Annotated in this window: 12 protein-coding genes; 10 read left to right on the forward strand and 2 right to left on the reverse strand. The window is 66.9% G+C overall.

Annotated elements, in window-relative coordinates; genetic code table 11:
• The first annotated feature begins 28 nt into the window (after positions 1 to 28).
• From D0Y85_RS11160 to D0Y85_RS20985, 9 genes are all read left to right on the forward strand, one after another.
• Positions 29 to 610: a hypothetical protein gene (locus D0Y85_RS11160; protein ID WP_032974634.1), complete on the forward strand. Its 582-nt coding sequence runs from the start codon at positions 29 to 31 to the stop codon at positions 608 to 610.
• Entirely contained in the window at positions 607 to 1962 is a 1356-nt protein-coding gene (locus D0Y85_RS11165) for an AMP-binding protein (RefSeq protein ID WP_205420701.1), read from the forward strand. Before D0Y85_RS11160 ends, D0Y85_RS11165 begins: the two co-directional genes overlap by 4 nt.
• Before the next feature lie 115 nt (positions 1963 to 2077).
• On the forward strand, positions 2078 to 3025 hold the full coding sequence (gene pip, locus D0Y85_RS11170) for a prolyl aminopeptidase (protein ID WP_117310507.1): 948 nt from the start codon (positions 2078 to 2080) through the stop codon (positions 3023 to 3025).
• A gap of 265 nt (positions 3026 to 3290) precedes the next feature.
• On the forward strand, positions 3291 to 3590 hold the full coding sequence (locus D0Y85_RS11175) for a hypothetical protein (RefSeq protein ID WP_032974628.1): 300 nt from the start codon (positions 3291 to 3293) through the stop codon (positions 3588 to 3590).
• 60 nt (positions 3591 to 3650) lie between these two features.
• On the forward strand, positions 3651 to 6410 hold the full coding sequence (mgtA, locus tag D0Y85_RS11180; RefSeq protein WP_117310508.1) for a magnesium-translocating P-type ATPase: 2760 nt from the start codon (positions 3651 to 3653) through the stop codon (positions 6408 to 6410).
• 25 nt (positions 6411 to 6435) lie between these two features.
• On the forward strand, positions 6436 to 7173 hold the full coding sequence (locus tag D0Y85_RS11185; protein ID WP_059064285.1) for an MgtC/SapB family protein: 738 nt from the start codon (positions 6436 to 6438) through the stop codon (positions 7171 to 7173).
• A gap of 162 nt (positions 7174 to 7335) precedes the next feature.
• Positions 7336 to 8394 (forward strand): ATP-binding protein, encoded by a 1059-nt coding sequence (locus D0Y85_RS11190; protein ID WP_117310509.1) that lies wholly within the window; start codon positions 7336 to 7338, stop codon positions 8392 to 8394.
• Entirely contained in the window at positions 8387 to 9028 is a 642-nt protein-coding gene (locus D0Y85_RS11195) for a response regulator transcription factor (RefSeq protein ID WP_117310510.1), read from the forward strand. The genes D0Y85_RS11190 and D0Y85_RS11195 overlap by 8 nt, the downstream gene beginning before the upstream one ends.
• An 8-nt stretch (positions 9029 to 9036) precedes the next feature.
• Entirely contained in the window at positions 9037 to 9171 is a 135-nt protein-coding gene (locus D0Y85_RS20985; protein WP_275897125.1) for a hypothetical protein, read from the forward strand.
• Positions 9172 to 9181: 10 nt separating this feature from the next.
• On the opposite strand, the gene D0Y85_RS11200 is transcribed toward D0Y85_RS20985, so the two are convergent.
• Positions 9182 to 10351 (reverse strand): low temperature requirement protein A, encoded by a 1170-nt coding sequence (locus D0Y85_RS11200; RefSeq protein ID WP_240329204.1) that lies wholly within the window; start codon positions 10349 to 10351, stop codon positions 9182 to 9184.
• 23 nt (positions 10352 to 10374) lie between these two features.
• A complete protein-coding gene (locus D0Y85_RS11205) occupies positions 10375 to 10641 on the reverse strand; it encodes a hypothetical protein (protein ID WP_117310512.1) in 267 nt (88 codons plus the stop codon).
• 218 nt (positions 10642 to 10859) lie between these two features.
• Between D0Y85_RS11205 and D0Y85_RS11210 the strand changes: the two genes are divergently transcribed.
• On the forward strand, positions 10860 to 13298 hold the full coding sequence (locus D0Y85_RS11210; RefSeq protein ID WP_117310513.1) for a TonB-dependent receptor: 2439 nt from the start codon (positions 10860 to 10862) through the stop codon (positions 13296 to 13298).
• The last annotated feature ends 80 nt before the right edge of the window (positions 13299 to 13378 follow it).

Raw genomic sequence — 13378 nt, forward strand, 5'->3', positions numbered from 1 at the left:
AGGTATTTGCCAAGTCTGGAACCTGACCATGCTCTCCGGCCCCTCCCTTGACGTTCTGCTGCGGCGCCTGCTGGACATGCCGCCCGATTTCCTCGAGCCACCGCGCCGCGCCGGCAGCGGTCGGCTCCATGTCGCGGCGGTGGTGGGCGATGTGTTTGCCGCACGCTCGCTGCACCTGCCCCCTGCACTGCGGGCAACGCTGTCGGGTGATCTGGCCGGCGTGGATGCAAACCAGCTCTCGCTTTCAGCGGTGACCGCATGGCTGATGGCAGATGCGTACTGGAATGCACTGGATATCGCCCCGGAGGCGTGGATGCCCCTGTTCGCCGAAGCAGTGCCGGCGCTGGCGGCCAGTACCAGCGCAGACCGGTTCGTGTTCGATCCAGAGCGCCGCGAAGAACTGGTGCGCACCGTGGTGGCCCGGCTGGGCCTGCTGCCGCAGGGTGAAACAGCGGCCCAGGCGACCGATCGCCTGGCCCGGGTCAGCGGCGTGGAACGGCAGCGCCTGCTCGATGCCAGCCGCGCCGCTGAAGCGCGCGCGCGTGCCATCCGCGAGGCCTTGGCGCGCAAGGCGGCCGAAGAGTCTGCGGACAAGTGGACCCGCGAGTGAGTCGCGAGCCGACCGATGCCGATCGCTATCCCACGCTGAGCGCGGCGGGCCTGGCGATGCTGCAGCAGATGCGCGAGCATCCGGCGGCGCCGATCTTCCGCAATGCCAGCGGCAACCGCCTGCTTGCCGATGAGGTGACGGCATTGCGTGGCTACGAACGGGAGATCGCCTGCGCGCGCTTCGAGTGGACGCCAGGTCAACCGCCACCGTGGCTGCAGGCGCATGTGACCGAGGTGTTTGCGCAGGTGCCGTATTACCGCGCGCAGGCGATGCCAGCCGCCTTCACCGACATTGCACCGGTCCACCGTGGCGACCTCGCAGCGGACATCGCCCGTTTCGTGCCGGACCCGGTACCGCTGGAGCGGATGATCAATTTCCGCACCACCGGCACCACCGGCCATCCACTGGTACTGCCATCGCACCCGGTGGTGGCGGCACGCTATCTGGCCCATCACAAGCGCGCCTTGCAGCGCTTCGGCATCACCCTGGCGCACGGCCGCGGCCAGATGGGGGTGATGCTGCTGGGCATGCAGCAGCGGTGCTTCACCTATGTTTCGGTGACACCGACGATGGACGAATCCGGCCTGGCCAAGATCAACCTGCATCCCGATGACTGGCGCCATCCTGAGGACCGCGCTCGCTACATCGACCAGATGCAGCCGGAGGTGATCGCCGGCGATCCGATTTCCTTCGCAGCGCTGCTGGAACTGCCCGTACGACACCGGCCGCAGGCGCTGCTGTCGGTATCGATGGCACTGTCTCCGGGCCTGCGCCAGGCCCTGGCCGCGCGCTTTGGCTGCGCGGTGCTCGATCTGTATTCGATGAACGAAGCGGGCCCGCTGGCCGTGCATGACGATGCTGCCGGCGGCCACGTACTGCTGCAGCCGCGCATGTATGTGGAAATTCTCGGGCCCGACGGGACGCCGTTGCCGCCCGGGGAGACCGGTGAGATCACGCTCAGCGGCGGATTCAACTTCTGCCTGCCGCTGCTGCGCTACCGCACCGGCGACCGCGGCGCGCTGGCCATGGCCGGCGATACGCCGATGATCGTCGGCCTGCAGGGGCGACGCCCGGTACGCTATCTGACCGCCGACCAGCAGTGGATCAACAACATCGACCTGACCCATGCGCTGGCTGCGCTGCCGTTGTCACGATACGTGGTGCATCAGCACAGCGATGGCCGCGTTGCATTGTCGTTGCCACCTGCAGAGCTGGGCTACTCCACCGAGGCGATCCGCTGCCTGCGCGCGGTGTTGCGAGGACAGCCGGTGGATGTCATTGCACTGCAGCGCGAAGACAAGGTCCTGCAGTACTCCAGCGACGTCGACGGGAGCACTTCGCCGCCCCCGTGATCGCCGTCGCTGCTGCGCATCTGCGAGCACACTTCGATCCCCGTGCACGTCAGCGTATCTGCCAAGCAGTCCGTGCGGGCGTATGCTGGCAGGCCCCGCCTGTGAGCGAGCTGTCATGCGTAGCCTGTACCCACCCGTCGAGCCCTACCTTGAGCACACCCTGCCGGTGAGCGAACTGCACACCCTGCATGTCGAGGAGTGCGGCACACCTGATGGCATTCCGGTGGTGTACCTGCATGGCGGCCCGGGCGCTGGCATCTCGCCTACCCACCGCCGCTTCTTCGATCCCCGGCGCTACCGCATCGTGCTGATCGATCAGCGCGGCAGCGGCCGCTCCACGCCCTTCGGCGAGCTTCGCGACAACACCACGCAGCATCTGGTGGCCGACATCGAGCAGGTCCGCCAACACCTGGGCATCGAGCGCTGGCTGGTCTACGGCGGCTCCTGGGGTTCGACCCTGTCGCTGGCCTATGCACAGGCGCATCCCGACCGCGCCACCGGGCTGATCGTGCGCGGCGTGTTCCTGGGGCGCGAGGAAGAGAACCGCTGGTTCGCCGAGCTCAACGGCGGTGCGCGCTGGATCTTCCCGGAGCGCTGGGATCGCTACCAGGCGCACATTCCGGAAAGCGAGCGCGGCAACATGCTCGACGCGTACTGGAAACGCCTGGACCACGCCGACGAAGCCATCCGCATCGCCGCGGCACAGGCGTGGCTGGGCTGGGAAGACAATGCCGCCACGCTGCTGCACGACGTCGATGCGGTGTCCGCTACCGATCCGCTCGATACACTGGCCAAGGCACGCATCGAGGCCCACTACTTCCGCCACAACACTTTCCTCGAGCACGGCCAGCTGCTGCGCCACATCGATCGCATCCGCCATCTGCCGGGGGTCATCGTGCAGGGGCGCTACGACATCATCTGTCCGCCGCGCAGTGCCTGGGACCTGGCACAGGCGTGGCCGGAAGCCCGGCTGGAGATGGTCATCGCCGGCCACAGTGCCAACGAAGCGGCCACGACCGATGCCCTGGTGCGGGCCACCGACGCTTTCGCGGACCGCAGCTGAACAAAAGGGGCCAACGGCCCCTTTTTCTATACCAAGGTATAGCCGGGCTAACCCACGGGCCTCTAGGCCTGCTGAATACGAGCGCGGACAATAGCGCCACTGGCCAGTGACTGGCCGCCCCACGCGGAGACGCAGATGGATCCCGACCCTGCCGGGCGCAACGCGCGCCCCTGCCTGCCTGCTTGTTCACTGCTGGCGACTGACGGCCGGTTCCTGTCCGTGTAAGCGATGGGAGCCCCGGGCAGCGCCTGCCCGGAGGAATCCCATGTCCTACAAGATTCTCTACATCACCGTCCGCCGCCTGATCGGCGAGCGCGATGTTTCCGGCCTGCGCAGCCTGCTGCTGCAGCACGGCCCTGTCCTGTTCGCCCGTTCGCTGGCCCTCGGCTCGCCACGGGTGGTGGCCGACGCACTGTCGCTGCTGCCGATCAGCGAGCGCATCAACGTGCTGCGCCACCTGCCCTACCCGCTGCGCGATGCGATGAAGCCGCTGTGCATCGGCGGCAGCCAACGCTTGCGCATGCAGCCCTGGTCGCCATCGGTGCTGGCCATGCGCCACGCCTGATACCCCCCCTTCCGCTCCACGCGCCGGCTGCGCCCGGCGCCGCTCCAAGAGGACCTTCCCATGAGCCTGCTCAACGCCTGGTTCAACGCCTTCCTGCGCAGCCGTCGCGCGGGCAACCTGTTCGGTCGTCGCGCGATGCCCGAAGCCGGGTACGGCCGTGGCAGCGCACAGGCCGCGCCCACCGCGCTCACTGCTGGACTGCTCGCGCTTGCACAGGGCAGCGAAGCCGATGCGCTGGCCACCCTGCAGTCACATGTCGACGGTCTCAGCCCGCACGAGGCCGAAGAGCGCCTGCTGCGCTTCGGCCCCAACGAGGTCGATCACGAGAAGCCGCTGCCGTGGTGGCGCCATCTGTGGCAGTGCTATCGCAACCCGTTCAACCTGCTGCTGACGGTGCTGGCGGCCGTGTCCTGGCTGACCGAAGACGCCAAGGCGACGGTGGTGATCGGTGCGATGGTGGTGCTGTCCACCCTGATCCGCTTCGTGCAGGAGGGGCGTTCCAACCGCGCTGCCGAACGGCTGAAGGCGCTGGTAAGCAACACCGCCCGCGTGCTGCGCCGCGCTGCAGGCACCGAGGCGGCGGAGGTGGCCGACCAGTATTTCGGCGCACAGCTGCACAGCCGTCGGCCGGCACGGCTGCTGGACCTGCCGATCCGCGCTCTGGTACCGGGTGACCATATCGTGCTGTCGGCCGGCGACATGATCCCGGCCGACTGCCGCGTGCTCGCCGCCAAGGACCTGTTTGTCGCACAGGCGGCGATGACCGGCGAATCGCTGCCGGTGGAGAAGTTCGTGCAGCCGGGCTCCGCCGACGCCGGCCTGATGGAACAGGCCAACCTGTTGTTCATGGGTACCAATGTGGTGTCCGGCACGGCAACAGCACTGGTGCTGGCCACCGGCAACGCCAGCTACTTCGGCACCCTCGCCCAGCGCAGCAGTGCCAGCGACCGCGCGCCGACAGCGTTCCAGGCCGGGGTCAACAGTGTCAGCTGGCTGCTGATCCGCTTTGCCCTGGTGATGGTGCCGTTCGTGCTGCTGGTCAATGGCTGGACCAAAGGCGACTGGACCGAAGCATTCCTGTTCGCGCTGTCGGTGGCGGTCGGCCTGACCCCGGAAATGCTGCCGATGATCGTCACCTCCACCCTGGCCAAGGGCGCGGTGCTGCTGTCGCGGCGCAAGGTGATCGTCAAGCGCCTGGACGCGATCCAGAACTTCGGTGCGATGGAAGTGCTGTGCACCGACAAGACCGGCACCCTCACCCAGGACAAGATCGCGCTGGAGCGGCACACCGATGTGTTCGGGCAGGATTCGGAGGATGTGCTGGCCTTCGCCTACCTCAACAGCCACTTCCAGACGGGCCTGATCAACCTGCTGGATCGTGCGGTGCTGGAGCATGTGGAGCTGCAGAGCTCGCTGCGCCTGTCACAGGACTACCGCAAGGTCGATGAGATTCCCTTCGACTTCGAGCGCCGTCGGATGTCGGTGGTGGTCTCCGAGCGCGAGGACCATCACGAATTGATCTGCAAGGGCGCGGTGGAGGAGATGCTCGCGGTGTGCAGCACCGTGCGCGAGAACGGCCGGGACATGCCGCTGGACGGGCAGCGCCTGGACCGGGTGCGGCAGACCACCGAGGAACTGAACGAACAGGGCCTGCGCGTGGTGGCGGTGGCGATGAAAGAAACCGCTGCCAACCAGACGGTCTACTCGCAGGCCGACGAGCGGGATCTGACCCTGGTCGGCTATGTGGCCTTCCTCGATCCGCCGAAGGAATCCGCTGCTCACGCACTGCAGGCACTGGCCGCGCATGGTGTGGAAGTGAAGGTGTTCACCGGCGACAACGAACTGGTCACCGCGCGGATCTGCGCCCAGGTCGGCCTGGACGCCGACACGATCGTGACCGGCCCGCAGATCGAGCGCATGGACGACGCTGCCGTGGCGCGTGCACTGCAGGAGCATCGCGTGTTCGCCCGCCTCACGCCCCTGCACAAGGAACGGCTGGTGCGCGCGCTGCGGGCGCAGGGCAAGGTGGTCGGCTTTCTCGGCGATGGCATCAACGATGCTCCCGCACTGCGCGCCGCCGATATCGGCATCAGCGTGGACAGCGCGGTGGACATCGCCAAGGAGGCCGCCGACATCATCCTGCTGGAGAAGAACCTGATGGTGCTGGAGGAAGGTGTCATCCAGGGGCGTCGCACCTTCAGCAACATGCTCAAGTACATCCGCATGACGGCCAGCTCCAACTTCGGCAACGTGTTCTCGGTGCTGGTAGCCTCGGCGTTCCTGCCTTTCCTGCCGATGCTGCCGCTGCAGCTGCTGGTGCAGAACCTGCTGTATGACATCTCGCAGATCGCCATTCCTTTCGACAACGTGGATGAGGAGCTGGTGCGCACGCCGCTGAGGTGGAACCCGACCGACATCGGCCGTTTCATGGTGTTCTTCGGGCCGATCAGCTCGATCTTCGACCTCAGCTGCTTCGCCCTGATGTGGTACGTTTTCGATGCGCGCACGCCGACCGACCAGGGCCTGTTCCAGTCCGGTTGGTTCGTGGTCGGGCTGCTGACCCAGACCCTGATCGTGCACATGATCCGCACGCCGAAGGTGCCGTTCCTGCAGAGCATCGCCGCGCCGCCGCTGTTGCTGATGACCGGGGCGATCATGGCCATCGGCGTGATCCTGCCGATGAGCCCGCTGGCCGGCTACTTCAAGCTGCAGGCACTGCCTGCCGGTTACTGGCCGTTCCTGGTGGCGATCCTGTTCGGCTATGCGGTGCTGACCACCGCGCTGAAGAAGCTCTACATCCGCCGCTACGGCTGGCAGTAAGCGCGCCGCCGCAGGGAGACGCATCATGGACTTCAACCCACACCTGCCCGCGTTCAACGCGGGCGCCACCCTCAGCTCGCTGATCAGCCTGTCCGTCGCCTTCGTGCTGGGTGCGCTGATCGGCCTGGAGCGGCAGTTCCGCCAGCGCACTGCCGGCCTGCGCACCAATACGCTGGTAGCGGTGGGTGCAGCGGTGTTCGTCGACCTGGCCGTGCGCTTCCACGACCTGTACGGCGGGCCGCCGTCGCCACTGCACGTGGTGGCCTACGTGATCTCCGGCGTCGGCTTCCTCGGTGCCGGCGCGATCATGAAGGATGGCGCCCAGGTGTCGGGCCTGAACACCGCCGCCACGCTGTGGGGTTCGGCGGCGGTCGGCGCCTGCGCCGGCATCAAGCTGCTGCCTGAAGCGGTACTGGCTGCAGTGTTCGTGCTGGCTGCCAATACCCTGCTGCGGCCGGTGGTGAACCGCATCCAGCGGCAACCGCTGCCGGAAGCCTTCAGCGAAGCCACCTACGCCATCAACGTGGTCTGCCAGCGTGAGCAGCAGGCCGAGGTGCTGGACCGGCTGCTGCTGTTGCTGGAGCAGGCGCAGTACCCGGTACGCGCGGTCGACCAGCGGCCGTTCGGCGAGCGCGATGTCGAGATCGAAGCGGTGCTGTACGCCACCACGGTCGATGGCGCAGAACTGGATGCGGTGCTGGCAACGCTGGCCGCCACCCCGGGCGTCCTGCAGGGATTCTGGAACGCCAGCCTGGAAGAGTAGTGCCGGCCGCTGGCCGGCAACCTCATGAACTCCGGACCCATCCTGCAGATGCCGGCCAGCGGCCGGCACTACCGTGCATCGCTCTGCGGCCTGCCGACCTTGCCCGGCGTCCACCGAGGGCGGCTTTGCTATCCTTTCCACCCACGCCAGGGAGCCATCCCGATGCCATCATTGTCGCCCCGCCGCCCACTGGTCGTGCTGGCCCTGATCATCGTGATGGCGGCCATCTTCCTGGTCGATACGGTTACCGACTACGCCGTTGCTGCCGCCTGCTTCTACGCGGCGGTGATCCTGGCAGCGTCGCGGCGGCTGCCCGCACGCGGGCTCATCGCCCTTGCGGCAGTCTGCATCGGCCTGACCGGCCTCAGCTTCTTCCTGACCCGCTTCGGCACCTACCGTATCGGCCTGGTCAATTCAGCGATCGGCATGCTGGTGATCGGCATCACCACCTACCTGGTATTGAAGATGGAAGCGGCCAAGGCCGCGGTGCAGGATGCACAGGCGCGACTGCTGCGGGTGGCCCGCGCCTCCACCGTCGGCGAGCTGACCACCTCCATCGCACATGAAGTGAACCAGCCGCTGGCGGCCATCGCCAGCAGCGCCGAAGCCAGCCAGCGCTGGTTGGCCCAGGAACCGCCGAACCTGGACAAGGCGCGCCAGACCATCGCCCGCATCGTCGCCGACGCCCATCGCGCCAGTGACGTGATTGCCCGCATCCGCGGCCTGACCCAAGGCGCCGCGCCAGAGCGCCAGGCCTTCGACCTCAACCTGGCCACCGAGGAAATGCTGGCACTCTCGCGCAGCGAACTGGAGCAGCATGATGTGACCGTGGCGCTGGTGCTGGGCAGCGACCTGCCACCCGCCCACGCCGATCGCGTGCAGGTGCAGCAGGTGATCGGCAACCTCATCCTCAACGCCGTCGATGCGATGTCGGACACGCCCGTAAGCGAGCGCAGGCTGTCCCTGCTGACAGCCTACGATGGCCGCGGCCACGTCAGCCTGAGCGTGCGTGATCGCGGTGTCGGCCTGCCCTCGGAGCACTCTGACCGCGTGTTCGATGCATTCTGGACCACCAAGGCGAACGGCCTCGGCCTGGGCCTCAGCCTGAGCCGCTCGATGATCGAGGCCAACGGCGGCCATATCCGCGCCGAACGACCGGCCGGTGGCGGCGCCTGCTTCATTTTCGAGCTGCCCACGGCCACGGAGGCTGCGCATGCGTAAACCCACCACAACACCTGTGGAACCGGCACCGATCGTCTACGTGATCGACGACGACGCCTCGGTGCGCGCCGCGCTGGAGGACCTGCTGGCCTCGATGGGCCTGCAGGTGCGGGCCTTCGCCTCCACCAGGGAATTTCTTGCCCACCCGAGGGACGATGCTCCCTCGTGTCTGGTGCTGGACGTGCGCATGCCCGGGCAGAGCGGGCTGGATTTCCATCGCAGCATGGCCAGCCACGATCTGCACCTGCCGGTGGTGTTCATCACCGGCCACGGCGACATCGCCATGGGCGTCAATGCGATCAAGGACGGCGCCATCGAATTCCTGACCAAGCCGTTCCGCGACCAGGAACTGCTGGACGCGATCCACAGGGGCATCGGGATCGATCGCCTGCAACGCCGCGAGGGTGACCTGCTGGCCGCATTGCAACAGCGCTGGGGCACGTTGAGCGCCGGCGAGCGCGAGGTGGTTGCCGGCGTGGTGCGCGGTCGCCTGAACAAGCAGATCGCCGCCGACCTGGGGGTCAGCGAGATCACCGTGAAGGTGCGACGCGCGCAGGTCATGCGCAAGATGAAAGCACGCACGCTGGTCGATCTGGTGCGCATGTACGACCGGCTGCAGGCCGCTGCGCCATGACCGCCTGTGTGGCCCTGCTGCGCGCGGTCAATGTCAGCGGCGCTGGCGCGAGCTGTTCATCCATTGCGGCGATGGCATGGCCGATTCACACCTGCGCGCACACGGTGGGCAAGCTGGCGATGATGGCCGCTGCCCTTCACTGAGCCGGGGCCGTTACCCGCGCGCCGCTGCGATGTTCCGTTTCAGCCGTGTATCGGCCAACCCCACCGCCAACAGCACGATGCTGGTCAGCCACCCTGCCGCCAGCAGGTGCATCCATGGCAGCGCGAAGCCGAGCACGACCAGAACCCCTGCCCCCACCAGGTGCGAGCGCGGCACGCGGCCGTAGACCGCCCGCTTGTACAGTGCGCTGCCCAGCAGGTAGATCAACGGCCCCGCTGCCAGCATCGCGGCATACGCCAGGGTCACCCTCGCCTCCGGTTCGTCCATCACCAGGTCGTTGCCGACGGCGGTGGCGATGATGCCGGCGATCAGCAGCGCGTGAACGTAGTGGAAGTAGGCGCCGATGCGGCCCGGGTCGTCGGAACGGGTGATGGTGTCGGTGGCGTCGCGGCTGGAGATGCCGAAGTACAGCCACCACATCGCGATCGTACCGGCAAAGGTCGCCAGCACCGCCGACACCACCGCGCCACTCCAGTGCTCCACCTCGCTCAGCACGCCGCCGGTTGCCAGCAACGTCTCACCCAATGCGACGATCACGAACAACTGGCAGCGCTCGGCCAGGTGCCCGCCTTCGATGGTCCACTCGCGGGTACGCGAACGGCCAAGGCCCGGAAACGCGAAGCCGAACATCGGCGAGATGTACTCGCAGGCGACCGCCACCGCCCACAGTGCCAGCCGCGCATTGCCCTCGACCGCCGCACCGGCCAGCCAGAAACAGGCCGAAACGCTGACCCAGGCCAGCATGCGCCTGAAGTTGGCGGCCAGCGGGTGCGAGCGCCCCACTTCCAGCAGGACAAACAGCGTCCGCCCTACCTGCATCGTGGCGTAGGCACCGGCGAACATCCAGGCGCGACCGGCAAAGGCTTCCGGGATGGACGAAGACATCAGCAACGCCAGCAGCATCGTGACGAACAACAGGCCACGGATACGCGGCGCCTCCGGGTCGAACCAGTTGCTGACCCAGCACGCGTACTGCCAGCCAAGCCAGACCGCAAACCACAGCACCAGCGTCTGCAGCACGCCCAGCAGGCCCAGGTGGTGCAGCAGGTGGTGGCTGAGCTGGGTGACCGCGAACACATAGACCAGGTCGAAGAACAGTTCTTCGTAGGTCACCCGTGCATGATGGCCGTCGCGACGACGCAGGGCAGGAAGACGGGGCATTGCCGGCATCACGGATCCTCGGTTCAGCGGCCCAGCCGCCAGAAGATGACACCGGCCACCAGCGCCGGCACGGCAAACACCAGCAGCAGGATCGGCAACTCCTCGCGCACCGTATAGCCTGCCCGGCTGACCCCCACCCACATGTTGGCCACCGATACCAGAAGCCAGGTGCCGATGAAGGCCAGCAGCGCCGTTGGCAGCTGCGAACCACCTGTGCTCCAGAGCCTGCCGAACAGCGCGAAGACACCCAGCAGCAGGAACCCGCCGACGATCACCAGAAGCACGTGCATGGTCACTCTCCCCGATGGCTGCCATGCAGCCTATCTGCGGCCAAGTGTGCGCTGCAGAGGGTGATCGTGGATTCACCTTCCGGGGACCGCGAACAATCCCGTCGTCGCTCATCCGATAGCAAATGCGAACAATTCCCATTACTATTGAATTCGGCACCGAGGGTGGGATACGGCCCTGCCCATACGGCTGCTGCATGAACCCCTCTGAAGGACCCCGCATGACCCGCATTGCCCTGCCCGCCGCCCTGCGCCTCCTGACACCTGCCCTACTTGCCGTCAGCCTGTGCGCCGTCCTTCCGGCGGCGGCGCAGCCCACCCCCACGGCGGTGGACGTCCATCTTCCGGTCGCCCCGCTGCAACAGTCACTCAATGCGGTGGCCAGGCAGAGCGGCATCCAGCTGCTGTTCGCTGCGGACAGCGTTGCCGGCCGCCAGGCGCCCGCCTTGGACGGCCGCTATGCCCCGCGCGAGGCACTGCAACGGCTGATTGCCGGCCAGGGCCTGAGCGTTGAGGAACGCTCGCCGGGCGTGTTCGTGATCCGCAGCGCGCTCGCTACGGCAGCTGCGGCGGCAAACACGGACCGCCCGCGCACTGCGCCAGCGCCGGCGCCGGCGCCGGCAGCCGCAACCTCGCTTGGCAGAGTGACTGTGTCGGCGTCCACCGCCCGCATGCCGCAGGGCGAGACCGCCATGCCAAACACCATCACCGTGCTCACCCGTGAGGACGTCCAGCAGCAGCTGGCATTGGGCTCGGATGTGTCACGCGTGCTGTCCTCGCAGATCCCGGCCTTCGCTCCGGCACGCGAGAAGATGTCCAACTATGGCGAAAGCATGCGCGGGCGCGGCATCCTGTACATGGTCGACGGCGTGCCGCAGTCAACCCCGTTGCGCGACGGCTCGCGTGATTCGCATACCATCGATGCGGCGATGATCGAACGCATCGAAGTGATCCACGGTGCCAACGCGTTGCAGGGCATCGGCGGCACCGGCGGCATCGTCAACATCATCACCCGCAGTGCGCCGAGCGAACCGGGTGCTTTCCTGCTGGACAGCAGCCTTTCGCTCACCGCCGCCTCGCCGCGCCGGCGCGATGATGACGGCCAGCGCGCTTCGGCACTGGTGGGCATCCGCGGCGAACAGTTCGACCTCGTGGCCGGACTTGCCCATGAACGGCAGGGCCTGTACTACGACGGCGATGGCCGTGCGATCGGCACCAACGCGCAGGGCGAACTGATGGATTCGACCTCGACCAACATCTTCGCCAAGCTTGGCTGGAACATCGCCGAAGGCCAGCGCGTGCAGTTGATGGCCAATCGCTACGAACTGCGTGGGCTGGACAATTACCTGCCTGTGGATGGCAACTTCCGCACCGGTCGTCCGGCCACGTCGGTGCCCGGCGATACGCCGCTCGATCCGCCGATGAACCGCTCGCGCTCGCTGACCCTGGACTACAGCAATGCCGATCTGTTCGGTGGCCAGTTCCTGGCGCAGGCCTTCGCGGTCGATTTCGAAGGGCGTTACGGCGCCAGCCAGTGGGACCCATGGGGCAACACGGGTGCCAACGCCGCCTGGGACCAGTCCCAGAATGAATCAGACAAACGCGGCTTCAAACTGACCCAGAGCTGGCGTCGCATCGGCGACACCTCGCTGGACGTGACCCTGGGCCTGGATGGCCTGCGCGACCGCACTCATCAGGTGCTGCTGGCCAGCGGCCTGAACTGGGTGCCGCTGACCACCTATCAAAGCCTGTCGCCGCTGTTGCAACTGCAGTGGTGGCCCACCGACCACGTCATGCTGTCCGCAGGCCTGCGTTACGAAAAGGGCGAGCTGGAGGTGGGCGACTACACCACCCTGCCCCGCTACGGCGCACGCAAGGTGGCCGGCGGCAAACCGACGATGAGCGAGACGCTGCCGAACTTCGGCGCGGTCTGGTACATCAATGACCGTCTCAATGCCTACGCGTCGTATTCGGAAGGCTACACCGTGGCCGATGTTGGCCGCGTGTTGCGCGCGATCAATCGCGATGGCCAGCGCGTGGACAACCTGGTGGACCTGTCGCCGGTGGTGACGGACAACCGCGAGATCGGGCTGGAGTATGACGACGGCCGCTTCAGCGGCGATATCGCGTACTACACCTCCGAATCCAAGCTGGGTTCGGTACTGGTCTATGACGCCGGCATCGATGCCTACAATGTGCAGCGCCAGGCCACGCGGGTGGAAGGCTTCGAGACCAACCTGCGCCTGCGCCTGGGTGACAGCCGCCTCGGCATGGGCTATGCCCGCGCCAATGGCCGCTATGACGCCGACCTGGATGGTCGTCTGGAAAGCGATCTGGCAGGCGTCAACATCGCCCCGAACCGTCTGACCGCGTTCTGGGAACAGGGCTGGACGTCGCAGCTCAGCACCCGTCTGCAGGCCAGCCATGCCTTCGATCGCGACTTCGACCTGCGCGGCGTGCCGGTGGCCAGCTTCAAGGGCTACACCACGGTCGACCTGGTCGCCCGCTATGCGCTGGGCAAGAGCAGTTTCACCCTGGGCGTGCAGAACCTCGCCAACAAGCAGTACATCACCTACTACTCGCAGACCACGCCATCCAACCCGAGCTATTTCGCCGGGCGTGGGCGAGTGCTTACGCTGGGATGGCAGTACCGCTACTGAGCTGCGGCGCCCTTATGGGTGCCATGAATTCTATGCGTGACGCGACGAAGGAGGCCCATGCTAGTTTCTGGGCCTCCTTC

The sequence above is a fragment of the Stenotrophomonas sp. G4 genome (genome assembly GCF_003428825.1).
Lineage (GTDB): Bacteria > Pseudomonadota > Gammaproteobacteria > Xanthomonadales > Xanthomonadaceae > Stenotrophomonas > Stenotrophomonas indicatrix.

Coding starts and splice junctions, on each gene's coding strand:
- D0Y85_RS11160 (WP_032974634.1), top strand. CDS start 29: ATGCTCTCCGGCCCCTCCCTTGACGTTCTGCTGCGGCGCCTGCTGGAC.
- pip (WP_117310507.1), top strand. CDS start 2,078: ATGCGTAGCCTGTACCCACCCGTCGAGCCCTACCTTGAGCACACCCTG.
- D0Y85_RS11175 (WP_032974628.1), top strand. CDS start 3,291: ATGTCCTACAAGATTCTCTACATCACCGTCCGCCGCCTGATCGGCGAG.
- mgtA (WP_117310508.1), top strand. CDS start 3,651: ATGAGCCTGCTCAACGCCTGGTTCAACGCCTTCCTGCGCAGCCGTCGC.
- D0Y85_RS11185 (WP_059064285.1), top strand. CDS start 6,436: ATGGACTTCAACCCACACCTGCCCGCGTTCAACGCGGGCGCCACCCTC.
- D0Y85_RS11190 (WP_117310509.1), top strand. CDS start 7,336: ATGCCATCATTGTCGCCCCGCCGCCCACTGGTCGTGCTGGCCCTGATC.
- D0Y85_RS11195 (WP_117310510.1), top strand. CDS start 8,387: ATGCGTAAACCCACCACAACACCTGTGGAACCGGCACCGATCGTCTAC.
- D0Y85_RS11200 (WP_240329204.1), bottom strand. CDS start 10,351: ATGCCCCGTCTTCCTGCCCTGCGTCGTCGCGACGGCCATCATGCACGG.
- D0Y85_RS11205 (WP_117310512.1), bottom strand. CDS start 10,641: ATGCACGTGCTTCTGGTGATCGTCGGCGGGTTCCTGCTGCTGGGTGTC.
- D0Y85_RS11210 (WP_117310513.1), top strand. CDS start 10,860: ATGACCCGCATTGCCCTGCCCGCCGCCCTGCGCCTCCTGACACCTGCC.